19 protein-coding genes are annotated in these 20529 nt (G+C 69.4%); 9 read left to right on the forward strand and 10 right to left on the reverse strand.

Annotation, left to right across the window (positions count from 1 at the left end; all coding sequences use genetic code 11):
- The first annotated feature begins 8 nt into the window (after positions 1 to 8).
- The gene (gene mdoH / locus FHT37_RS12675; RefSeq protein WP_183481794.1) at positions 9 to 2177 is read left to right on the forward strand and encodes a glucans biosynthesis glucosyltransferase MdoH; all 2169 of its coding nucleotides are present in this window, start codon (positions 9 to 11) and stop codon (positions 2175 to 2177) included.
- A gap of 124 nt (positions 2178 to 2301) precedes the next feature.
- Here mdoH and FHT37_RS12680 read toward each other — a convergent pair whose 3' ends face one another.
- The 7 genes from FHT37_RS12680 to FHT37_RS12710 form a co-directional block, all read right to left on the reverse strand.
- Positions 2302 to 2706 carry a GFA family protein gene (locus FHT37_RS12680; RefSeq protein ID WP_091725702.1) on the reverse strand — a complete coding sequence of 135 codons (405 nt, stop codon included), beginning with the start codon at positions 2704 to 2706 and terminating at the stop codon, positions 2302 to 2304.
- 148 nt (positions 2707 to 2854) lie between these two features.
- Positions 2855 to 3784: an urease accessory protein UreD gene (locus FHT37_RS12685; protein ID WP_183481797.1), complete on the reverse strand. Its 930-nt coding sequence runs from the start codon at positions 3782 to 3784 to the stop codon at positions 2855 to 2857.
- A gap of 70 nt (positions 3785 to 3854) precedes the next feature.
- Positions 3855 to 5453 carry an ABC transporter substrate-binding protein gene (locus FHT37_RS12690; RefSeq protein WP_255489628.1) on the reverse strand — a complete coding sequence of 533 codons (1599 nt, stop codon included), beginning with the start codon at positions 5451 to 5453 and terminating at the stop codon, positions 3855 to 3857.
- A gap of 52 nt (positions 5454 to 5505) precedes the next feature.
- Positions 5506 to 5748 carry a hypothetical protein gene (locus tag FHT37_RS12695; RefSeq protein ID WP_141225318.1) on the reverse strand — a complete coding sequence of 81 codons (243 nt, stop codon included), beginning with the start codon at positions 5746 to 5748 and terminating at the stop codon, positions 5506 to 5508.
- A complete protein-coding gene (locus tag FHT37_RS12700) occupies positions 5741 to 6637 on the reverse strand; it encodes an SDH family Clp fold serine proteinase (protein ID WP_183481800.1) in 897 nt (298 codons plus the stop codon). The genes FHT37_RS12695 and FHT37_RS12700 overlap by 8 nt, the downstream gene beginning before the upstream one ends.
- Positions 6638 to 6805: 168 nt before the next feature.
- On the reverse strand, positions 6806 to 8032 hold the full coding sequence (locus FHT37_RS12705; RefSeq protein WP_183481803.1) for an HD-GYP domain-containing protein: 1227 nt from the start codon (positions 8030 to 8032) through the stop codon (positions 6806 to 6808).
- Positions 8033 to 8178: 146 nt separating this feature from the next.
- Positions 8179 to 8880 (reverse strand): c-type cytochrome, encoded by a 702-nt coding sequence (locus FHT37_RS12710; RefSeq protein WP_409072712.1) that lies wholly within the window; start codon positions 8878 to 8880, stop codon positions 8179 to 8181.
- A 99-nt stretch (positions 8881 to 8979) separates the two neighbouring features.
- Between FHT37_RS12710 and FHT37_RS12715 the strand changes: the two genes are divergently transcribed.
- From FHT37_RS12715 to FHT37_RS12730, 4 genes are read left to right on the forward strand one after another with little or no spacing between them, the layout of a single operon-like run.
- Positions 8980 to 9822, forward strand: coding sequence for a MoxR family ATPase (locus FHT37_RS12715; RefSeq protein WP_099861416.1), 843 nt, complete (start codon positions 8980 to 8982; stop codon positions 9820 to 9822).
- Positions 9823 to 9832: 10 nt separating this feature from the next.
- A complete protein-coding gene (locus FHT37_RS12720; protein WP_183481806.1) occupies positions 9833 to 10057 on the forward strand; it encodes a hypothetical protein in 225 nt (74 codons plus the stop codon).
- Between the two features lie 49 nt (positions 10058 to 10106).
- Positions 10107 to 10715, forward strand: a complete 609-nt coding sequence (locus FHT37_RS12725) for a GNAT family N-acetyltransferase (protein ID WP_091725728.1) — start codon at positions 10107 to 10109, stop codon at positions 10713 to 10715.
- Positions 10715 to 12895, forward strand: a complete 2181-nt coding sequence (locus FHT37_RS12730) for a S9 family peptidase (protein WP_255489630.1) — start codon at positions 10715 to 10717, stop codon at positions 12893 to 12895. The genes FHT37_RS12725 and FHT37_RS12730 overlap by 1 nt, the downstream gene beginning before the upstream one ends.
- Positions 12896 to 13148: 253 nt before the next feature.
- Here the strand turns inward: FHT37_RS12730 and FHT37_RS12735 are convergent, their stop codons facing one another.
- Positions 13149 to 13442 carry a hypothetical protein gene (locus FHT37_RS12735; protein ID WP_183481809.1) on the reverse strand — a complete coding sequence of 98 codons (294 nt, stop codon included), beginning with the start codon at positions 13440 to 13442 and terminating at the stop codon, positions 13149 to 13151.
- Positions 13443 to 13459: 17 nt separating this feature from the next.
- Between FHT37_RS12735 and FHT37_RS12740 the strand changes: the two genes are divergently transcribed.
- Positions 13460 to 14677, forward strand: coding sequence for a hypothetical protein (locus FHT37_RS12740; RefSeq protein ID WP_183481812.1), 1218 nt, complete (start codon positions 13460 to 13462; stop codon positions 14675 to 14677).
- A 258-nt stretch (positions 14678 to 14935) separates the two neighbouring features.
- Here FHT37_RS12740 and FHT37_RS25380 read toward each other — a convergent pair whose 3' ends face one another.
- Positions 14936 to 15070 carry a hypothetical protein gene (locus tag FHT37_RS25380; protein WP_255489747.1) on the reverse strand — a complete coding sequence of 45 codons (135 nt, stop codon included), beginning with the start codon at positions 15068 to 15070 and terminating at the stop codon, positions 14936 to 14938.
- A 20-nt stretch (positions 15071 to 15090) separates the two neighbouring features.
- Here FHT37_RS25380 and FHT37_RS12745 point away from each other — a divergent pair, with 20 nt between their 5' ends.
- The gene (locus FHT37_RS12745) at positions 15091 to 15948 is read left to right on the forward strand and encodes a non-reducing end alpha-L-arabinofuranosidase family hydrolase (RefSeq protein ID WP_310739750.1); all 858 of its coding nucleotides are present in this window, start codon (positions 15091 to 15093) and stop codon (positions 15946 to 15948) included.
- A gap of 30 nt (positions 15949 to 15978) precedes the next feature.
- Here the strand turns inward: FHT37_RS12745 and FHT37_RS12750 are convergent, their stop codons facing one another.
- Complete coding sequence (locus tag FHT37_RS12750; protein WP_255489631.1) at positions 15979 to 17271, reverse strand: EAL domain-containing protein; 1293 nt, start codon at positions 17269 to 17271, stop codon at positions 15979 to 15981.
- A 132-nt stretch (positions 17272 to 17403) separates the two neighbouring features.
- Here FHT37_RS12750 and FHT37_RS12755 point away from each other — a divergent pair, with 132 nt between their 5' ends.
- Both FHT37_RS12755 and FHT37_RS12760 read left to right on the forward strand, forming a co-directional pair.
- Positions 17404 to 18597, forward strand: coding sequence for a VWA domain-containing protein (locus FHT37_RS12755; protein ID WP_091725736.1), 1194 nt, complete (start codon positions 17404 to 17406; stop codon positions 18595 to 18597).
- Positions 18594 to 20525 carry an autotransporter assembly complex family protein gene (locus FHT37_RS12760; protein ID WP_183481818.1) on the forward strand — a complete coding sequence of 644 codons (1932 nt, stop codon included), beginning with the start codon at positions 18594 to 18596 and terminating at the stop codon, positions 20523 to 20525. Before FHT37_RS12755 ends, FHT37_RS12760 begins: the two co-directional genes overlap by 4 nt.
- Positions 20526 to 20529: the final 4 nt, after the last annotated feature.

Here is a 20529-nt window from a genome sequence, read left to right on the forward strand (position 1 = left end):
AGCCCGACATGACGCATTCCGCCCTGCATCCCGCCGCCTCGGCCCCCGGTCCGGTCGGCCCGAGCGCGCCGGCCATCAAGCGCGGCGCGATGGTGCCGCGGCCCTGGGGCCAGCGCACGCCGCCGGTCGAGTCGCTGCCGGCCTCCGAGCCGCCTCAGGCCTGGGAAACCGCGGCCCGGAACCGGCGCAACGCGCTCAAGCTGTCCATCGCCGGCGCCACCGCGCTGGCCACCGGCGTGCTCTGGCAGACCCACAACGGCTGGGCCAGCGACCCTTGGGCCTTCGCGCTGCAGTGCGTGCACCTGGCGCTGTTCGCCCTGCTCTTCGCCTGGGTCAGCGCCGGCTGCGTCACCGCGGTGATGGGCTTCTGGGTGATGCTGCGCGGCGACCGTCACGCCATCTCGATCAAGGACGCCGGCAACGAGCCGCTGGGCGCCGACGCCCGCACCGCGCTGGTCATGCCGATCTGCAACGAGGACGTCACCACCGTCTTCGCCGGCCTGCGCGCCAGCTGCGAGTCGCTCGCGGCGGCCGGCGCGCTGCGGCTGTTCGACGTCTACATCCTGTCCGACAGCTCCGATCCGGAATGCCGCACGCAGGAGCTGGCCGCCTGGGCCGAGCTGCGCGCGCAGTTCGCCGGCCGCGGTCGCATCCACTACCGCTGGCGTCAGCGCCGCGTGAAGAAGAAGGCCGGCAACGTGGCCGACTTCTGCCGCCGCTGGGGCCGCAACTACCGCTACATGGTGGTGCTGGACGCCGACAGCGTCATGAGCGGTGACTGCCTGCTGGGCCTGGTGCGCCTGATGGAAAAGAACCCGCGCGCCGGCATCCTGCAGGCCGCCAACCAGGTCTGCGGCCACGACACGCCGCATGCCCGCGCGCAGCAGTTCGCGAGCCGCGTGACGGGGCGCCTGTTCGCCGCCGGCATGCAGTTCTGGCAGCTGGGCGAGGCGCACTACTGGGGCCACAACGCGATCATCCGCGTCGAGCCCTTCATGAAGCACTGCGCCCTGGCCCCGCTGCGCGGCAAGGAGATCATGTCGCACGACTTCGTCGAGGCCGCGCTGATGCGTCGCGCCGGCTACCAGGTGTGGCTGGTGGCGGACCTGCCGGGTTCGTATGAACAGCAGCCGCCGCACCTGCTGGCCGAGCTGCAGCGCGACCGCCGCTGGTGCCAGGGCAACATCCAGAACGCCGGTCTGATCGCCGAGCCCGGCCTGCACGGCGTGCACCGCGCGATGCTGGTCACCGGCGCGCTGTCCTACCTCGCCGCGCCGCTGTGGCTGCTGTACGTGGGCCTGGGCGTGCTGCTGTGGAACGTCGGCGGCAACGAGGCCTTCCAGCCCTTCATGGAAGACGGTTCGCTGGCCCCGGGCGTGGCCGCGCTGTGGCTAGGCACGATCGGCATGCTGGTGCTGCCGCGCCTGCTGTCGGTGGCCGCGCTGATCCTGCGCGGCGAGCAGTCGCAGTACGGCGGCACGCTGAAGCTGCTGGCCTCCTGCGCCACCGAGGCCGGCATGTCGCTGCTGCAGGCGCCGCTGCGCATGGTCGCCCATTCGATCTTCTGCGTGGTCGCGTTGACCGGCATCTCGCTGGACTGGAAGTCGCCGCCGCGGGCCGCCGAGGACGTGTCCTGGCGCGAGGCCTTCGCCGCCTACGGCCGCATCAGCGCGATCACTGCGGTGATCGCCGCGGCGATCGGCGCGCTGAGCCCGTCGACGCTGATCTGGATCGCGCCGATCGCGCTGCCGCTGCTGCTGGCCGCGCCGATCACCGTGCTGTCCAGCCGCGCCCGCCTGGGCGAGCGCATGCGCCGCGCCGGCCTGCTGCTGATCCCCGAAGAGAGCCAGACCCCGACCGTGCTGCGTAACGCCTGGGCCTATGGCCGCCAGGAACGCCACCTTCCCGGCTTCGCCGACCTGCTCGCCAGCCGCCGCCTGACCGCGCTGGCGGCCGAGGCGATGGGCCGCCGCGACGTGGGCCAGGGCATGCGCGCGCAGGTGCGTCGCCAGCGCCTGGAGCAGTTGAGCGCACAGCCTGGTGCCCTCGACGCGATGAGCAACGCCGAGCGCATGCGCTTCCTGAGCGAACCGGGCCACCTGCTGCGACTGGCGCAGCCGCTGCGCCCCGTGGCGGAGACACGCGTCGTCCGTCCCGACCTGCGCCTGGCCGCCTGAGGCTGCTTGAGGCCGCCGGAAGCCGCCACCCGCCGTTGAGTCCCGCCCCATCGGCCCGGGCGCCTCGCCGAAGAGTCATGGCGGAGGCGGGGTGCCCGGGATCGATGCGGTCAACGCCGCGGCGCTACATCGGATCGCGGTCGTAGGCGCGGACGTCCTGCGGCAGCCGGACCCAGCCATGCATGCGGCAGGTGTAGACCGAGTCCTGCGGCGGCGGGAAATCCGGATCCCCGAATCCCCCCACCGCCACGCCGACCGATCCCTCGACCCCCTCCTCCGTGTGGAAGACGGTGCTGCCGCACACCGGGCAGAAATGGAATCGGAATCGGGCGCCCCGGTCGCCGGCGCGCACGAATTCGGTCGCGATGCCGATGACCTCATAAGGTTCGGCAAAGGCCGCCAGCGCCGCGAAGACACTGCCCGTGCGGCGCTGGCACGCCAGGCAGTGGCAGAGGCCGGTTCCCAACGGCTCACCCTGCACCACGATCTTCAATTGGCCGCAACTGCACGAAGCGGTACGTGAAGCCATGCGATCACCTCCCCTGGAGACCGGACGTGGAGCGGCCATGCTAAGCGCAGCGCCAGGGCGCTGGCTACCAATCTGAGACATCGTTGCCACACCGACATGAATCGCCGTCCCCTCTCCGAGGGATGCGGCCCGCGCGGCGAGGGCCCGGCTACATCGCCCACAAGCGGGGCGTGGTGCCGTCCAGGTCCCACAAGGCGTGACGCCAGGCGGCCCAGCAACGCCGCAGCAGCAGCGCGACCGGCTCGACCACCGGTCCCAGCACCCGCACCACCAGCACGCCGTCCTGCGCGGCGGTCGCGCCGGCGCTCGCGCGCAGCGGATCGGCGTCGATCAACGCGCGCACCGCGTCCAGCGCGCGTTCACGGCGATCGCGATCCAGCGCGGCGCCGCTGGCGAAGACCAGGGTGCCCAGGCAACGCTGCCCGGCCAGGCCGAGCTCGCCGTCCATCAGCAGCGCGTCGACCGCGTCCAGCCGGCCGCGCTCCAGCCACACGCCGGGGATCTCCAGGTGCTGCAGGAAGCGGCCACTCGAGAACGGCTGCCCTGCGCCGGGCAGCCCGAGCGCGGTGATGTCCCAGGCCAGCAATTCGGCCGTCGGCGCCAGCGTGAAGCGCGCCTCGTTGACCGCTTCGCAGCCGGGGTAGGCGATCGCCTCGAGCGGCAGCCATTCCAGGCGCGCGCCCACGCCCAGCGTCGCCCGCACACGCTGCGAGGCAGGCGCGCCGTCCGGGCTGCGGTAGAAGCGCGTGGCGCCGGGCGTGGTCACCAGCGCATGGGCGCCCTCGCCGACCGTCACCGCGATGTCCAGGGTGTCGCCGCCGACCAGCCCGCTGGGCGGATGGACGAGCACGCTGTGGCAGATCGCGTCGCCTTCCGGGTAGAGGCTCTTGAGCAGGCGCAGCGGCCCATCGTGCTCATGGCTGACGACGCAACGTCCTCGCTCGAGGCGGTAGTCGGCGCCCAGGCGGGCCAGCCACTGCCGCTGGGCCGGGGCGGCCGTCGTCGCGAACGAAGCCGGGCTGGCCGGGCTCGGCGAAGAGGAGGTCGACGGGAATGAGGGATCGAAGGTCGCGGTCATGACGGCGCAGGAGGCAGGCGGCGGATGTTAGGCGCATCCGCGCCATCGACGCCGCGCCGCTGGGCAAGGCTCACTTCGGCACCGTGATCCAGGCGTAGTCCAGCCAGTTGTCGGCGCGATGCACCGCCTTCACGCCCTGGCGCAGCGCCCAGGGCGCGGCCTGGCGATGCAGCGGCAGCACGTGCAGCTGCTCGCGGTACTCCTGCAGCGCCGCCTTGATGAGCGCCTCGCGCTTGACCGGATCGGCCTCGGCCGAGGACGCGGCCGCGAGCTGGTCGAACTTCGGATTCCGCGAGCGGCCGTAGTTGTAGAAGCCGGCGCCGGAGGCCTTGTCGTCACTGCGGTAGACCGGCGTGAGGATGGTCTCGGCATCGGTGATCGCGCCGCCCCAGCCCATCAGGTAGAGGCTGGTCTCGTAGCGCTCCAGCTTGGGGAAATAGAGCACCCGCGGCATCGCGTTGACCTTCACCTTGAGCTTGATCTGCGCCCACATCGAGGCGAGCGCCAGGCAGATGCCCTCGTCGTTGACGTAGCGGTTGTTGGGGCAGTCCAGCGTGACCTCGAAACCGTCGGGATAGCCGGCGTCGGCCATGCCCTTGCGGGCGGCGGCGAGGTCGAACGGCAGGCGCGTCTCGAGCGCCGGATCGTCATAGGCCCCCAGCGGCGACGGCGTGAGGCCGCCGGTGGGTTGCGACAGCCCGTTCATCAGGCGCTTGTGGATGGCTTCGATGTCGATGGCCTGGTACATCGCGCGGCGCACGCGCAGGTCCTGGAACGGGTTTCTGCCGCCCGGCGCGCGGCCGTACACCAGCGTGTCGCGCGCCTGGTCCATGCCGATGAAGACGAGGCGGTTCTCGAGCCCCTCCAGCACCTGCACGCCGGGCGTGGCGCGCAGCCGCGGGACGTCGCGCGGCGCGGGGTCCAGCAGCAGGTCGATCTCGCCCGACACCAGCGCGGCCAGCCGCGTCGCGTCGTTGGAGATCGGCGTGAACTGGACCTCCTGCACGTTGCCCTCGAAGCGGCCCCACCAGTTCGGGTTGCGCTTGTAGACGGTGCGGATGCCGGGCTGACGGCGCACCAGCATGAAGGGGCCGGTGCCGTTGGCGTTGAAGCTGGCGTGGCTTTCCTCGTTGTCCTTGAAGCTGAGCGGGCGCGTGACCTTGTGCTGCTCGCTCCAGGACTTGCTCATGATGAACAGCAGGTCCAGGTGCTGCAGGAAGATCGGATTGAAGCGCGGCTGGGTGATCTCGACGGTGAGCTCATCGATCTTGCGGGCGGTGCCGACCGCGTTGGCGTAGACCGCGAGCTGGGAGGTCGGTGCCTTGGCGCGCTGCAGCGAGAAGACGACATCGTCCGCGGTGAAGGCCGAGCCATCGTGGAACCGGACGTTGGGCCGCAGCTTGAAGCGCCAGACGAGCGGGCCGATCTGCGTCCATTCGGTGGCAAGACCCGGCACGATGTTGAGCTGCTTGTCGCGGGCGGTGAGGCGCTCGTAGACCTGCGAGTTCATCCCGTTGGTCAGGCTCTCGTTCTGCGAGTGCGGGTCCATGGTCTGGGCATCGCCCTGGCTGGCCCAGCGCAGCGTCTGCGCCGCGGCGGTCGACGCCGCGCCGACCGCCCCACCGACCACGCCGGCGCACAGCGCCAGCAGCATGAGCATGCGCGTCATCCCGGTCTCCCGACGACTCTGTGAATGTCGGCCGAGTGTAGGCAGGCCGGGGTCAGCGGGTGGTCGGGGTCTTTCCGGACGGTTCTCGGATTGCCGCAACAGCGCGTCGCGCACTCCAGGGGCTGGCCCCTTCCTGCGAATATGAGGCCCACCGCTCCTCCTGCCGCCGCGCGGCGAGCGGCGACCCCGGCTTGCGATCCAGGTCGAAAAGGCCGGGATACAAGGTGAGGATCTGTTTGAGCATTTCCCGCTTGCTGTGGATCAGCAGATCAAGTGGATTGAGTCGTTCATACATGGATGCACCCCTCGAATGCAAATGGGAAACCATGAACCGAGACGACGGGGCCACCGTCGTGGTCGTCAAGTGGGCGAGTGCGGCATCGGTCCACGATGGCCCGAAGTCCCTCGTCCACGGGCCAGACGTTGCGCAGCAGTCGCCGCGCCTCTTTCCGATCGATGACAAAGGAGTGGGACGGATAGCCAGCAACCAGCTCGGCCAGACCGCCCGGCTCGACGTTGCGCCCTCGTTCTGCAAGACGCCGGCCATAGGCATGCGCGATCGTCATTGCACGATGCATCTCGGCCAATCGTTGCGGGTTCACCTGCTCCGCCATTGGCCGCAGCAGCTTCGCCGCGATGTCCGCGGCAATCTCGGACGCCACGCGTGTGGAGAGGCCACGTTCGGACAGGTCCAGCAAGGACACCTGGAAGGCCGTCATGAACTGGGCCAAGAGGATGTTGGCCGCCGTCAGTTGCTCAAGGCTTGAACTCGTCACACCCAGCTCGTCGCCACGAAAGACCTGAACGTCAAGCGGGCCCAGTTCGCTCCTGTCGTCCATGTAAAGCGCCGAGGCACCCAACGCAATCAGCGTCCCCGCACTCTTGCAATAGCGGGGGATCAGCACATGCATCTGCCGATAGTGGTGGCTCAATGCCCGTGCGATTCGAAACGCAGCATCCGGGTCACCGCCGGCCGTCTCGAGCACGAGCAGCACATCGTCGTGCGTCTTCCCGGTCTCAACCAGGGTGCTCAGTCGTTCATAGCCGGCAACCGATACCTCACCGGTGTAGGACACCACGTCATAGGGCGGCGTGAGGGGCGACACCGGTTCCGCGCGCTCTTCCGCCGGCCCGGTGACATCGTCCTCCACGCCGTCCGCTTCATCCTTCCAACTCACTGCCATCGGATGCCCTCCAGCGCCAGACATCGGCGCGAGGTCCGCATCTTCGAGCGGCGCGTTCGGAAGGACCATGACCCCGACTAGGAGACCTTCGCCTCGAAACTCGGAGCCCGCCACTCAATCGAGTCTGGCCCGCCCACCGAAACATGCCGTTGGCGCCTGCGCCGACGCTCACCCCGCCGGCGTCTGCCAGAGTTCATCGAGCTTCTGGAAGCCCCAGGTGGCCGGATCCTCGCGGCCGATGATGCGGTCCGTCGCCCCGGGCGAGGACAGGTCCAGGACCTGCGTCGGGATCGGCATCTGCGACTTGGTCGAATAGAACACCCGCACCCGCGGCGCCGTCAGCGCGGTCGCGTTCTGCTCCAGCACCACGGCGAGCTTGCCCGACTGCAGCTTCACCAGCGTGCCGACCGGGTAGATGCCCACGCACTTGACGAAGGCCTGGAACACGCGCGGATCGAAGTGGCCGGTCCATTGCGCCATCCGCGCCAGCGAGGACGCCGGATCCCAGGCGTTCTTGTAGGGCCGGTTCGAGGTGATCGCGTCGTAGACGTCGCACACCGCGCCCATGCGCGAGAGCAGGCTGATCTGCTCGCCCGCGAGCTTGCCGGGGTAACCGCTGCCGTCCATCTTCTCGTGGTGGCGCAGCGCCACGTCCAGCGCCGCCTCGGGCACCGAGGTGCCCTCCTTGAGCATCTCGTGGCCGCGCGTCGGATGGTCGCGCATGATCGCGAACTCGGCATCGGTCAGCGCGCCCGGCTTGTTCAGCACGTTCAGCGGCATCGCCATCTTGCCGACGTCGTGCAGCAGCCCGGCCAGGCCGGCCTCGCGGGTCTGCGCCTCGTCCAGGCCCATCTGGCGGGACAGCGACACCATCAGCGCGCACACCGCCACCGAATGCATGTAGGTGTAGTCGTCCTTGGTCTTGAGCCGCGCCAGGCTGATCAGCGCCGACGGATTGCGCTCCACCGAACTGGCCACCTCGGCCACCAGGGGCAGGCATTGCTCGGCGTCGATCGCCTTGCCCAGCCGGGCCTCGCCGAACAGGTTCATCACCGCGCGCTTGGAGCGCTGCATGACCTGCGACGCGCGCTCGAGCTCCTCGCCCATCGACGCCGGCGCGGTCCCGAGCTCCAGCCGGGGCGCGGCCTGCACCACCGCCGGAGCCTCGGGCGCGGCCGGCGCCGCGCCTTGGGCCGCCGCCGGGGGCGCCACGTCCAGCCCCTTGGAGGCGTCGATCCAGCAGAAAGGCACGCCGCTCGCCTTCAAGGCCTTCAGGTCCTCGGGGTCCGTCAGGACGAACTTGGTCTTCCAGAATGGATGGGACAACCACGAGCCCTCCATCCCCTGCAGGAACATGCCCAGCTTGACATCCGACGTCGGAATCTTCTTCAGCATGACTGGCGTTTTCGTCCAGGACAACACAGTATGGCGCCCTCCCCGGCGCTCGCACAGTCAGGCGACCATGAAAAAAACCGCCCCTCGGGGCGGTTCGTGATTGTCTTCGCGCCGCGGCCGGGAGCCCGGCCTCAGCGTGCCACGGTTCAGCGGAACCGGGACTGCGGGACTGTACGGAGTTCGGACGGCAAGCTGGCCAGGTACTGGGACAGCGTCTTGAGTTCCGCGTGGGTGAACTGCTTGACCTGGCCCGCCATCACCGCGTTGCTGCGGCCGTGATAGGGCTTGCCCTGGATCTGGTAGGACTTGAGCGCGACGTACAGGTAGTCGGCGTGCTGGCCGGCGATCTTCGGATAGGTGCCGTCGATGGGCTTGCTGAAGTTGGCGCCATGACAGCTGGCGCAGGCGCCCTTGTCGAGCAGCTTCTTCACGTCGGCGGGCGCCTCGACCGTGGCCGGCACCGCCTCGACCTGGGCCAGGCCGGCGTAGTACTCGGAGATCTCGACGATGTCCTTGTCGCCCAGTGGCAGCGCGATGCCGCGCATCGTCGGATGCTTGCGGTCACCCTTGGCGTAGGCGGTCAGCGCCGAGGCGATGTACTTGGCGTTCTGGCCCGCGATCATCGGGACCTTGTGGACCTCGGGGAAGGTGGCCTGGTAACCCGGGATGCCGTGGCAACCGATGCACATGGCCACCTTGGCCTGCACCGGCGCCTGGGGGCCAGGTGTTGCCGCGGCGGGTGGGGTCGCTGCCGGCGCTTGTCCCGGCGCGGGCGACGAAGGGGCGTTGGACTGAGCGGATACAACAAACGCACTTCCGGCCAGCATCAACGCGAGGGAGATCTGCAGTTGTCTTCTCATGGTCCCGATCTTCGAGGATTTGGGGCGGCGCGATTATAGGGGGGGCCCTATATACTGGTTTTCACCGCTGCGCTAGAGAAACCCCTCATGAAATTCAAAGGTTCCCAGGACTATGTCGCCACGCCGGATCTGATGCTGGCGGTCAACGCGGCCATCACCTTGAAGCGGCCGCTGCTGGTCAAGGGCGAACCGGGCACCGGCAAGACGCTGCTGGCCGAGGAGGTCGCCAAGTCCCTGGGACTGCCGCTGCTGCAGTGGCATGTGAAGAGCACGACCAAGGCGCAGCAGGGCCTGTACGAGTACGACGCCGTCTCCCGCCTGCGCGACAGCCAGCTCGGCGACGACAAGGTGCGCGACATCTCCAACTACATCGTCCAGGGCACGCTGTGGCAGGCCTTCGCCTCGGACACGCCGGTGGCGCTGCTGATCGACGAGATCGACAAGGCCGACATCGAGTTCCCCAACGACCTGCTGCGCGAGCTCGACCGGATGGAGTTCTACGTCTACGAGACCCGCGAGTGGGTGCGCGCCAAGCACCGGCCGCTGGTCTTCATCACCTCCAACAACGAGAAGGAACTGCCGGACGCCTTCCTGCGGCGCTGCTTCTTCCACTACATCAAGTTCCCCGAGGCCGACACGATGCAGGCCATCGTCGACGTCCACTTCCCGGGCCTCAAGAAGGAGCTGCTGGCGGCGGCGCTGAAGACCTTCTACGACGTGCGCAAGCTGCCGGGGCTGAAGAAGAAGCCCTCGACCTCCGAGCTGATCGACTGGCTCAAGCTGCTGTTGGCCGAGGACATCCCGGCCGAGGCGCTGCAGACGCAGGACGACAAGGTCGCGATCCCGCCGCTGGTGGGCGCGCTGCTGAAGAACGAGCAGGACCTGACCCTGTTCGAGAAGCTCGTCTACATGCAGAGCCGCAACCGCTGAGGCCGCCGCGATGAGCCAGAACTTCAACGCCGCCTGGCGCGCCGCGCTGGCGGACGCGCTGGGCTTCGTGGTCGGCGGCGTGATCGGCCTGCTGGTCGGCCGCGCGCTGGGCTGGGAATTCATCGGCGCGCCCGGCTGGGGCACGACGCAGATCCTGGGCCTGCTCACCATCCTCGCCGGCATGGGCGGCTGCCGCTGGCTGCTGCGCCGGCTGCTGCTCGGCGGCAAGGGCTGAGCGCCCCTCTCCTTCCCTCCACCGCCGGCCGCGGGGTCGGCCCGATCGCATGACCGCATCCACTCCCTTCACCGCGCCGGTCACCCTGGCCGGCCCGCACGCGCGGCTCGAGCCGCTGTCGCCCGCGCACCGCGAGGCGCTCGCCGAGGCCGCCGACGACGGCGCGCTGTGGAAGCTCTGGTACACGACCGTGCCGGCGCCCGAGCGCATGGCCGCCGAGATCGAGCGCCGGCTGGGCCTGCGCGACGCCGGCACGATGAATCCCTTCGCCGTCTTCGACGCGCAGGGCCGGGCCGCCGGCATGACGACCTACATGAACATCGATGCGGCCAACCGCCGCGTCGAGATCGGCTCCACCTGGACGCGCGCCTCCTGCCAGCGCAGCGCGCTGAACACGCAGTGCAAGCTGCTGCTGCTCCAGCATGCGTTCGAGACCCTGGACTGCATCGCGGTGGAGTTCCGCACCCATCGCCTGAACACGCAGAGCCGCCGCGCGATCGAGCGGCTGGGCGCGCAGCTCGACGGCATCCTGCGCTCGCACCTGCGCATGCCCGACGGCACGCTGCGCGACACCTGCGTCTACAGCATCACCGCGGCCGAATGGCCGACGGTCCGCAACCACCTGCAATGGCAACTCGACAAGCCCCGGAGCGCCTGATGGCCACGTCCAAGAAAAACACCGCCAAGCGGGACATCGCCAAGCGAGACACGGCCAAGGGCGAGACCACCAAGCGCGCCAAGCGGGCCACAACGAAGCGCGCCCGCGCGACGATGGCGCTCAAGGCCCTGGACGTCGACGCGCTGTGGTCGCTGGCGCGACTGGGCGCGCCCAGCCTGTCGCCGGACGGCGCCCAGGCCGTGGTGCCGGTGACGCGCTTCGACATGGAGAAGAACCAGGGCGCGACCTCGCTGTGGCTGCTGTCCACGCTGGGTGGCGATGCGCGTCCGCTGACCTCCGCCGGCGAGAAGGACGGCCAGCCGCGCTGGAGCCCGCAGGGCGACCTCGTCGCCTTCGTCGCGCGCCGAGACCAGCAGGGCGACAAGGACGATTCCCCGCAGCTGTACGTGATCCCGCCCGACGGCGGCGAGGCGCGCCGCGTGACGAAGATGCCGTTCGGCGTCGAGGCCTTCAAGTGGTTCCCGGACGGCCGGCGCCTGGCCTTCGTGTCCTGGGTCGATCCCACGCTCAAGGGCCAGGCCGCGCAGGCCCAGCGCCGCCAGGCCGAGAAGGATCGCAAGGACTCGGCCTATGTCACCGAGGAAGGCTTCTACCGCTTCTGGGACCATGCGCTGCCGATGGGCCGCGTGCCGCACCTGCATGTCGTCGACCTCGACAGCGGCCAGGTGCGCGACCTCTTCGAAGGCACCGACTACGAACTGAGCCGCGCCGAGCCGGATGCCGACAGCTTCGACATCTCGCCCGACGGCCGCCGCATCGTCTTCAGCTTCGATCCCAACACGCCCAAGACGCTGGAGCACCGCAATGCGCTGGCCGAGGTCGAGGTGCGCTCCGGCCGGGTCCAGGTGCTGCTGCATGAGCCGGCCTGGGACCTGGTCGCGCCGGTGTACAGCCATGCGGGGCACCACATCGCGTTCGTCGCCTGTCACCAGGGGCTGAAGCACACGATGCCGCAGCAGCTGGCGGTGCTGGACACCCATGGCCACTGGGCGGTGCTGTCCGAGGACTGGGACCAGGAAGTCGCCGCGCCGCTGCGCTGGGACGAGGATGACCTGGGCGTGCTCTTCTGCGCCGAGGAGCGCGGCCGCCGCCACCTCTACCGCTTCGACGTCAAGACGCTGCACGCCTTCCCGCTGTGCGAGGGCGGCCATGTCGGCGCCTTCGCGCTGGAGGCCGGCACCCTGGTCGTCCTGCATGACAGCGCGAGCTTCCCGCCGCGGCTGTCCGTCGTCGACCGGGAAGGCGATGCCGCGGAACAGGTGCTGCACCGGATCGAGTCCTTCAACGACGCGGCGCTGTCGACGCTGGCCTTCGGCGCGGTCGAGGAGCGCTGGTACGAGGGCGCGCTCGGCGAGCCGGTGCAGATGTGGCTCTACTACCCGCCCGGATTCGACCCGCGCCGCAAGACCAAGGCGCCGCTGATGCACCTGATCCACGGCGGCCCGCACACCGCGATGGGCGACAGCTGGCACTGGCGCTGGAACCACCAGGCGATGGCGGCGGCAGGCTACGTGGTCGCCTGCGTGAACTACCACGGCTCGTCGAGCTTCGGCAATCGCTTCGCCGACTCGATCACCGGCCGCTGGGGCGAGCTCGAGCTGGAGGACGTCGAGCGCGCGACCGACCTGCTGCTCCAGCAGCCCTGGGCCGACCCGAAGCGGGTCTTCGCCACGGGCGGCAGCTACGGCGGCTACATGGTCGCGTGGATGAACGGCCATGTACCGGCCGGCCGCTACCAGGCCTACGTCTGCCATGCCGGCTGCTACGACTGGACGGCGATGTTCGCCAACGACGCCTACCTGTGGCATGCGAAGGAGCTGGGCACGGCCTACTGGAAGGATCCGGCCAAGGTCGCGTCGCAAAGTCCCATCGGCTACGCGCAGCACTTCAACACGCCGACGCTGGTCATCCACGGCCAGCTCGACTACCGCGTGCCCGACGCGCAGGGCCTGGCCTACTACAACACGCTGAAGGCGCAGGGCATCGCCGCCCGGCTGGTGTGGTTCCCGGACGAGAACCACTGGGTCATGAAGCCGCGCAATTCGAAGCTCTGGTATGGGGAGTTCTTCGACTGGCTGAAGCGGCATGACCAGCCCCGAAAGGCCTCGCTGACTGGTGGCGAGGCGGCCGCGCCACGTGCAAGACGCAAGAGAGCGTAAGAGACGTGTCGCGCCCGCGCCAGCCGGATCCAACCAAATCATCACCAATTCGTTTTGATGGCGTGAGCAGCCTCATCCGCTGCTCGACGGCAAGCCGCTTCGCGCGGCCTTCGCGCGCGTTGGGGAGTCCTCGCCGATGTCGCTGCGGGGCCATGGCAATGAAACGATCGCGCCGGTGATCGTGACGCCCACGGTGGGACGAACGCGACGTGTCCGCAAGAATCCGCGCGTCTCGTCTTCCCCGCCTGATTCGTCATGTCCGCAAGCGCTGGCCGCGCGTCCTCGCAATTCGCCCTGTTGAGCCTCCTGGTTGCTTCCACGCTGGCGGCGTGCGGCGGCGGGGGGAGCGACAGCGCCGCCCCGACACCGTCGACCTCCCGCTCCCCCGCACCCGGACCTTCCACGGCACCGGCACCAGCGCCGCCTCCGGCACCTGCTCCCGCACCAGCTCCGGCTCCGGCACCTGCTCCCGCGCCAACTCCAGCTCCAGCTCCAGCTCCAGCTCCAGCTCCAGCTCCAGCACCAGCACCAGCACCAGCGCCAGCACCAGCGCCAGCCTCCGCGGTGGACTTCACCCTCAAGTGGACCGAGCTTCACCAGACCATGGACGGCTTCGGCGCCTCCGATGCCTGGCATGGCCCGTTGACCGGCGCGCAGGCGGACCTGTACTTCAGCACGTCCTCCGGCATCGGGCTGTCGCTGCTGCGCATGGGCATCAATCGTGACGGTGGCACCTTCTCCACCTGGAACAACGCGAAGCTCGCCATCGCGCGGGGCGCCAAGGTGTGGGCTTCCCCCTGGTCGCCGCCGGCGAGCCTGAAGACGACGGGCGACCTCAATTCCGGCTCCTTGCGCAGCGACGCCTATGCCACCTGGGCCACCACCCTCGCGTCGTTCGTGACCAACTTCAACGGCAACGTCGGCACTCCGCTGTACGCGATCTCCGCCCAGAACGAGCCGGACTTCGACACCAAGGGCCTCTACGACATGTGCCTGTACAGCTTCCCCGACATGGCCGCCTTCGTCGGCCGGCTCGGGGCGGCGGTCGCCGCGCTGAACCTGCCCTCGCCGCCCCGGATCCTGGCGCCCGAATCGGCGTCCTGGGACAAGCTCTGGAGCTATGCCTCGGCCATCGACGCCGACCCCACGGCCCGCAGCTACGTCGGCATCTACGCCACCCACCAGTACGGCGGCGTCGGCAAGTACCAGCCGCTGAACAAGCCGCTGTGGGAGACCGAGCAGTCCTCCTTCGAGGCCTTCGATCCTTCCATCGCCAATGCGCTGAACGTGGGCGGCTGGATCAACGAGGCGATCGTCTCGGGCAACGTCACCGCCTGGCACTACTGGTGGCTCAACGGCATCAACGACGACAACGAGGGACTGATCGGCAAGAAGGGCGACTTCCAGCTGACCAAGCGGCTCTTCGCCCTGGGCAACTATTCGCGCTTCGTGCGCCCGGGGTGGGTGCGGATCGGCGTCGACGGCAGTGCTGGGGGACTCCTCATCACCGCCTTCAAGAACCCCGCCACCGGCGAGTTCGCCGTCGTCGCCATCAACGCGGGCGCCGCGACGACACGCACCTTCGCCGTCCCCGGCGCCGACGGCAGCGCCGTGTCGGCCTACGTGACGGCCGACACGGCCCTGGGCGCCATCGGCACGGACGGCAACCTGTCGCTCGGGTCGGCGTCCAAGCAGGTGCCGGCATCGATCCCGGTGGCGCAGGGCCGGTTCACCGCGCCGATCACGTATGGCGTGACGACCTTCGTCGGGAAGACGAACTGACCCTTCTCTCGATCAACCGCCCCGCCGCCATGATTTCTCGCGCATGCAAGGTTGAACCGCCCCGCACCACCCGGATCCTGTCGGCGTTCGTCAGGGGCTGGGCGCTGGTGCCCTTCCTGCTGACGGCCTGTGGTGGTGGCAGCGACGGCAACCCGACCAATCCGCCGACCGCCAACAGCCCAGTCCCCGCTCCCGCGGCTTCGCCCACTCCGGCACCAGCACCAGCACCAGCACCAGCACCAGCACCAGCACCAGCACCTACTCCCGCACCTGCACCAGCGCCTGCTCCCGCACCTGCACCTGCTCCTGCTCCGGTGCCTGATCCTGCTCCCGCACCAGCACCCCCGTCTGCGCCGGCGCCCGCTCCCTGCGCCCTGCCGTCCTCGTTCTCATGGACCTCCACGCAGCCCCTGATCGCGCCGCAGTCGGCCAGCTTCGTGTCCATCAAGGATCCGACGATCGTCCGCTACAACGATCTCTATCACGTCTTCGCCACGGTCTTCGATACGTCCAGGAACGCCTGGAGCGCCGTCTATCTGAACTTCAGCGACTTCTCCAAGGCCGCCAGCGCGGTGCAGGTGCCGCTGGCCGGCAAGCCGGTGGGCGACGCCGTCGCGCCGCAGGTCTTCTACTTCCGGCCGCACAAGAAGTGGTACCTGATCTCGCAGTGGGGCGCCAAGTACTCCACCAACACCGACATCGCCAATCCCGACGGCTGGACCGCGCCCCAGCCCCTGCTCAGCGGCGGACCGCCCAAGGCGCTCGACTACTGGGTCATCTGCGACAGCGAGAACTGCCACCTGTTCTTCTCCGCGGACAACGGCAAGCTGTATCGCTCCAAGACCCCCATCGGCAACTTTCCCAACTTCTCGGGCTACGAGACGGTGATGTCGGACGAGGCGCCGCGCCTGTTCGAAGCGAGCAACGTCTACAAGGTGGAAGGCACCAACCAGTACCTGCTGCTGGTCGAGGCCTACGGGCCGCGCTACTTCCGCGCCTGGACATCGACCAGCCTCGATGGCCCGTGGACGGCGCTGGCGGACAAGCAGTCGGCCCCGTTCGCGGGCGCCGCGAATGTGTCGTTCGACGGCCCGCGCTGGACCAACGACATCAGCCACGGCGAAATGATCCGCGCCGGCCACGACGAGACCTTGACCATCAACGCCTGCAACATGCAGTACCTGTATCAAGGCGTCGACCCGGCGTCGGCAACGTCGACGGCGGACTACGACCGGCTGCCGTATCGGCTGGGCGTGCTCAAGGCGCGATGAACCGGCCTCCGCAACGCGGCGCCGCGCCGCTCACGCCTCGTTCCAGTCGACGTCCCCGCACAGCACCCGCAACCGGCCGTCCTGCCGGTACGCCACCGAGACCGTCACGCACATCCGGGCGCCGTGCAGGCTCAGGTAGGGGCGGGTGACCTGGATCTCGCCGACCGTCTCGACCGCGCGGCGGAAATAGGGACGGCGCGCCCAGCGCGCGTCGCCGGCGCGCGCCATCGGGAGGAAGCGCGGATCGATCCCGGCCGGCCCGGTGGCCGGCACCGCGCGCGGGCCGAGCTCGCGACCTTCCTCGTCGAGCAGGTAGCACATCTGCGCGCCTTCGAGCCGCAGGAAGGCCTGGCACGCCTCGGCCAGCGACCGGCCCTGCTGCAGCGGTCCCAGCGCCAGCGCGAGCGCGCTGCGGAACGGCGTCAGCCGGTCCTGGTGTTCCCGCTGCCGCCGCGCCTGGCGCTCGTTGAACAGGCCCCAGACGTCCTCGAGCGCGGACACGCCCTCCTCGTCGCGCAGGAACGGCGCCGGATGCCCGAAGGCGAAGCCCTGCACCAGGTCCACGTCCGCATCCATCGCGATCTGCGCGTCCTCGGTGGTCTCGATGCCCTCCAGCAGCACCAGCGAGCCGCAGTCATGCAGCAGCGCCACCATCTGCGACAGCGCCCGCGCCATGCGCCGCGACCCGCGCGCGCGCACCAGCAGCGAACGGTCCAGCTTGACGATCTCCGGACGGATGCGCCAGATGCGGTCGAAGTTGGAATGGCCGACGCCGAAGTCGTCCAGCGCCAGCAGGCAGCCGGTCGCGCGCGCCGCCTCGACCGCGTCCTCGAAGGAGTCGTCGCGCGCCATCACGTCCTCGGTCACCTCGAACACTAGCCGATGCGTGGGCAGGCCCAGCTGATGCACCACCTCCACCGCCCGCGCCAGCATCCGCACCTGCAGCGCGGCATGGTTGAAGACGGCCGGGTGGATGTTCAGGAACAGCCAGCAGTCCGGCTGCCGCTGCGCGACGAAGTTGTGGACGTGCAGCAGCCGGCACAGGCGGTCCAGCCAGACCTGCTGGTCGAAATTGCCGACACCCTCGAAGGCGGTGACCGGCGTGATGGGCCGGCCGCGGTCGTCCTCGACGCGGATCAGGCCTTCATAACCGACCGGCCGGCGGTGCGGATAGCCGTAGACCGGCTGGAACGCGCTGGTCAGCCGGTAGTTCTCGTAGCTGCCGACCCAGCGGCCGCGCTCCTCGCGCACCGCGCCGTACAGCGCCTGCAGCATCGCCTCGACTTCGGCGTTGTCGTCGCCGTGGCCTTGACCGTGATCCATGCACCCGATCCCAACGTTGGAAGCTCCGCGGTCCCGCGGCCGCGGACCCGTGCGTGCCGCCGATGCTACGCCCGCGGACCGGTCAACCGGCATGGATAATGCCCGGATGCCCCGGAGTTCAGGGGGAGGCCCATGCTGATCCAGTTCTTCTACACGCTGCGCGCCGCCAAGCTGCCCGTCTCCGTCAAGGAGTACCTGACCCTGCTCGAAGCCATGAAGGCCGGCGTGCTCGACGACCGCGCCGAGGGCGGCAGCGGCCCGACGGTCGACAAGTTCTACGCGCTCGCCCGCACCGCGCTGGTCAAGGACGAGGCCCTGTTCGACAAGTTCGACCGCGCCTTCGCCGCCTACTTCAAGGGCGTGGAACTGATGGGCGACCTGTTCAAGGCGCTGCCCCAGGAATGGCTCACGAAGCAGCTCGAACGCGAGCTCACGCCCGAGCAGCTCGCCCAGCTCAAGGCCCTGGACTGGGACGAGCTGATGGACACGCTGCGCCAGCGCCTGGAGGAACAGCAGGAGCGCCATGAAGGCGGCAGCCGCTGGATCGGCACCGGCGGCACCAGCCCCTTCGGCAACGGCGGCGTCAACCCGCGCGGGGTCCGCATCGGCGGCCCGGGCGGCCAGCGCAGCGCGGTCAAGGTCTGGGAGCAGCGCGCCTACAAGGACTACGACGACGGCATCGAGCTGGGCACCCGCAACATCAAGGTCGCGCTGCGGCGGCTGCGCCGCTTCGCGCGCGAGGGCTCGGAGCTGGAGCTCGACCTGGACGACACCATCCACAAGACCGCCGCCAACGCCGGCATGCTGGACATCCGCATGATCCCGGAGCGCCACAACAAGGTGAAGCTGCTGCTGCTGATGGACGTCGGCGGCACGATGGACGAGCACGTGCATCGCGTCGAGGAACTCTTCTCCGCGGTCAAGAGCGAGTTCAAGCACCTGGAGTTCTTCTACTTCCACAACTGCGTCTACGACTTCGTCTGGAAGAACAACCGCCGGCGCTTCAGCGAGAAGACCTCCACCTGGGACCTGATCCACAAGTACAACCGCGACTACAAGCTGATCTTCGTCGGCGACGCCACGATGAGCCCTTACGAGATCCTGCAGCCCGGCGGCAGCGTCGAATACAACAACGAGGAAGCCGGCGCCGAATGGCTGCAGCGGCTGACCAGCCACTTCACCAGGCACGTCTGGATCAACCCCGAGCCGGCCGGGGTCTGGCAGTACCGCCAGAGCATCTCGCTGATCCAGCAGCTGATGCAGCAACGCATGATGCCGCTCACGATGGGCGGCCTCGAACAGGCGATGCGCGTGCTCAACCGATGACGGCGACGCTACCGACGCCCTCGTTCCTCCGGCTTCTGCGGCGCCTGCTGCCGATCGTGGCGATCGGCGCGGCGGGCGCGATGCTGGGCGGCTGCTCGCTGCTGCCCACCGACCGCAAGGCCGAACTCAAGGTCGCCGCCACCGAGGAGCCGGACGAGGCCAATCCCAACGTCACGCGGCGCCGGATCTCCGCCTACGAGCTGACCGTGGAGGCGCCGCCGGAACTGCGCGCGCTGCTGATGCAGCACCTGGACCTGGCGCGCTTCCGCGACACGCCCGAGGACATGCGCCTGACCGCCGCCGAGCTGCGCCGGCTCGCCGCCGTCGCGCCCGAGCAGGCGACCAAGCTGCTGGAGACCGCCGGCTACTTCAACGCCAAGGTCAGGACCGAGGAAGTGGGCGACCTGAACGACGGCGTGCGCAACCTGCGCCTGATCGTCGAGACCGGCCCGCGCGCGCTGGTGCGCCAGATGGACCTGCGCATCGAGGGACCGCTCAAGATCGCCGCGGAGCGCGGCGACAAGCTCGCCGGCGCGCTCGAACGCACGCTGACCCAGAGCTGGCTGCTGCAGCCGCAGACCGGCTTCAGCCAGGGCGACTGGGCGGCCGCCAAGAACGCGCTGCTGACCCGCGCCCGCGCGCAGGGGTATCCGCTGGCGCGGATGACGCACAGCGAGGCCGTCGTGCAGGCCGACGACAACCAGGTCGACATCGCCGTGACGCTGGAGACCGGGCCGCTGTTCACGCTGGGCGAGTTGACGGTCGAGGGCCTGAAGCACCAGCCCGAAGACAGCGTGCGTCGCCTGGCCGGCTACAAGCTGCATCAGCCCTACAACGAGAAGCTGCTGCTCGACTTCCAGGAGCGGCTGCTGGGCACGCAGCTGTTCGACAGCGCCAGCGTCGAGATCCAGCCCGAGAGCGTCACGCCACCGCCCGGCGCGGAGACGGTGGAGGTGCCGGTCACCGTCAAGATCCGCGAGGCGGCGCGCCAGCAGGTGACGCTGGGCGTCGGTTACCGGACCGTCGACGGCCCGAGCACCAGCATCGAATACACGCACCGCAAGCCCTTCGGCCTGAACATCCGCGAGCGCAGCAAGCTCGAGCTCTCGCGCGTGCGCCAGGCGCTGGACACCGAGATCAGCTCGCACCCGCAGCCCAACATGCAGCGCAGCCTGGCGCTGGTGAAGGTCGAGCGCATCGACGACAACGACCAGGTCAACCTCAACCTGAGCACCCGGCTCGGCTACGCCAAGGAGACCGAGCCGGAGGACCGTCTGACCTACATCGAGGTGCTGCGGGCCTGGGAGCACAAGCCCGACATCCCGACGACGGTGGCCGGCGCGGTCTCGCTGAACCAGCAGATGACCTGGCGCCGGCTGGACTCGCGGGTGCTGCCGACCAAGGGCTGGAGCGCGACGATGACGGTGGGCGGCGGCTGGGCCGACAGCTCGTCGGAGAAGAACGGGCCGTTCGCGCGCGCCACCGGCAAGGTGTTCTGGTACACGCCGCTGTCGGGCCGCTGGCTGTTCTCGACCCGGCTGGAAGGCGGCCAGATCCTGGCCAAGGGCAAGCTGGGCCTGCCCGAGGCGCTGCGCTTCCGCACCGGCGGCGACGACAGCGTGCGCGGCTACGGCTACAACGACCTCGGACCGGTCAACTCCACCGGCGCGCAGACCGGCGGCCGCGTGCTGCTCAACGGCAGCGTCGAGGTCTCGCATCCCCTCACGCCGCGCATCCCGCAGCTGATGGGCGCGCTCTTCCTCGACGCCGGCCAGGCCGCGCAGAACTGGGGCGACTATCACCCCGCCTGGGCCTACGGCACCGGCCTGCGCTACCGCAGCCCGGTCGGCGTGCTGCGCTTCGACTTCGCCAAGGGCAACCTGGTGGACAAGTGGCGCCTGCACTTCAGCGTGGCGATCAGCCTGTAATCCG

The sequence above is a fragment of the Mitsuaria sp. BK037 genome (genome assembly GCF_014193045.1).
Classification (GTDB): domain Bacteria; phylum Pseudomonadota; class Gammaproteobacteria; order Burkholderiales; family Burkholderiaceae_C; genus Roseateles.

Coding starts and splice junctions, on each gene's coding strand:
- FHT37_RS12680 (WP_091725702.1), bottom strand. CDS start 2,706: ATGGCTTCACGTACCGCTTCGTGCAGTTGCGGCCAATTGAAGATCGTG.
- FHT37_RS12720 (WP_183481806.1), top strand. CDS start 9,833: ATGAGCCAGAACTTCAACGCCGCCTGGCGCGCCGCGCTGGCGGACGCG.
- FHT37_RS12760 (WP_183481818.1), top strand. CDS start 18,594: ATGACGGCGACGCTACCGACGCCCTCGTTCCTCCGGCTTCTGCGGCGC.
- FHT37_RS12685 (WP_183481797.1), bottom strand. CDS start 3,784: ATGACCGCGACCTTCGATCCCTCATTCCCGTCGACCTCCTCTTCGCCG.
- FHT37_RS12705 (WP_183481803.1), bottom strand. CDS start 8,032: ATGCTGAAGAAGATTCCGACGTCGGATGTCAAGCTGGGCATGTTCCTG.
- FHT37_RS25380 (WP_255489747.1), bottom strand. CDS start 15,070: ATGAGAACGAGGACGGCAGGGCGCAGGGAGCGGGCGCCGGCGCAGACG.
- FHT37_RS12700 (WP_183481800.1), bottom strand. CDS start 6,637: ATGGCAGTGAGTTGGAAGGATGAAGCGGACGGCGTGGAGGACGATGTC.
- mdoH (WP_183481794.1), top strand. CDS start 9: ATGACGCATTCCGCCCTGCATCCCGCCGCCTCGGCCCCCGGTCCGGTC.
- FHT37_RS12725 (WP_091725728.1), top strand. CDS start 10,107: ATGACCGCATCCACTCCCTTCACCGCGCCGGTCACCCTGGCCGGCCCG.
- FHT37_RS12715 (WP_099861416.1), top strand. CDS start 8,980: ATGAAATTCAAAGGTTCCCAGGACTATGTCGCCACGCCGGATCTGATG.
- FHT37_RS12690 (WP_255489628.1), bottom strand. CDS start 5,453: ATGACGCGCATGCTCATGCTGCTGGCGCTGTGCGCCGGCGTGGTCGGT.
- FHT37_RS12695 (WP_141225318.1), bottom strand. CDS start 5,748: ATGTATGAACGACTCAATCCACTTGATCTGCTGATCCACAGCAAGCGG.
- FHT37_RS12750 (WP_255489631.1), bottom strand. CDS start 17,271: ATGGATCACGGTCAAGGCCACGGCGACGACAACGCCGAAGTCGAGGCG.
- FHT37_RS12730 (WP_255489630.1), top strand. CDS start 10,715: ATGGCCACGTCCAAGAAAAACACCGCCAAGCGGGACATCGCCAAGCGA.
- FHT37_RS12755 (WP_091725736.1), top strand. CDS start 17,404: ATGCTGATCCAGTTCTTCTACACGCTGCGCGCCGCCAAGCTGCCCGTC.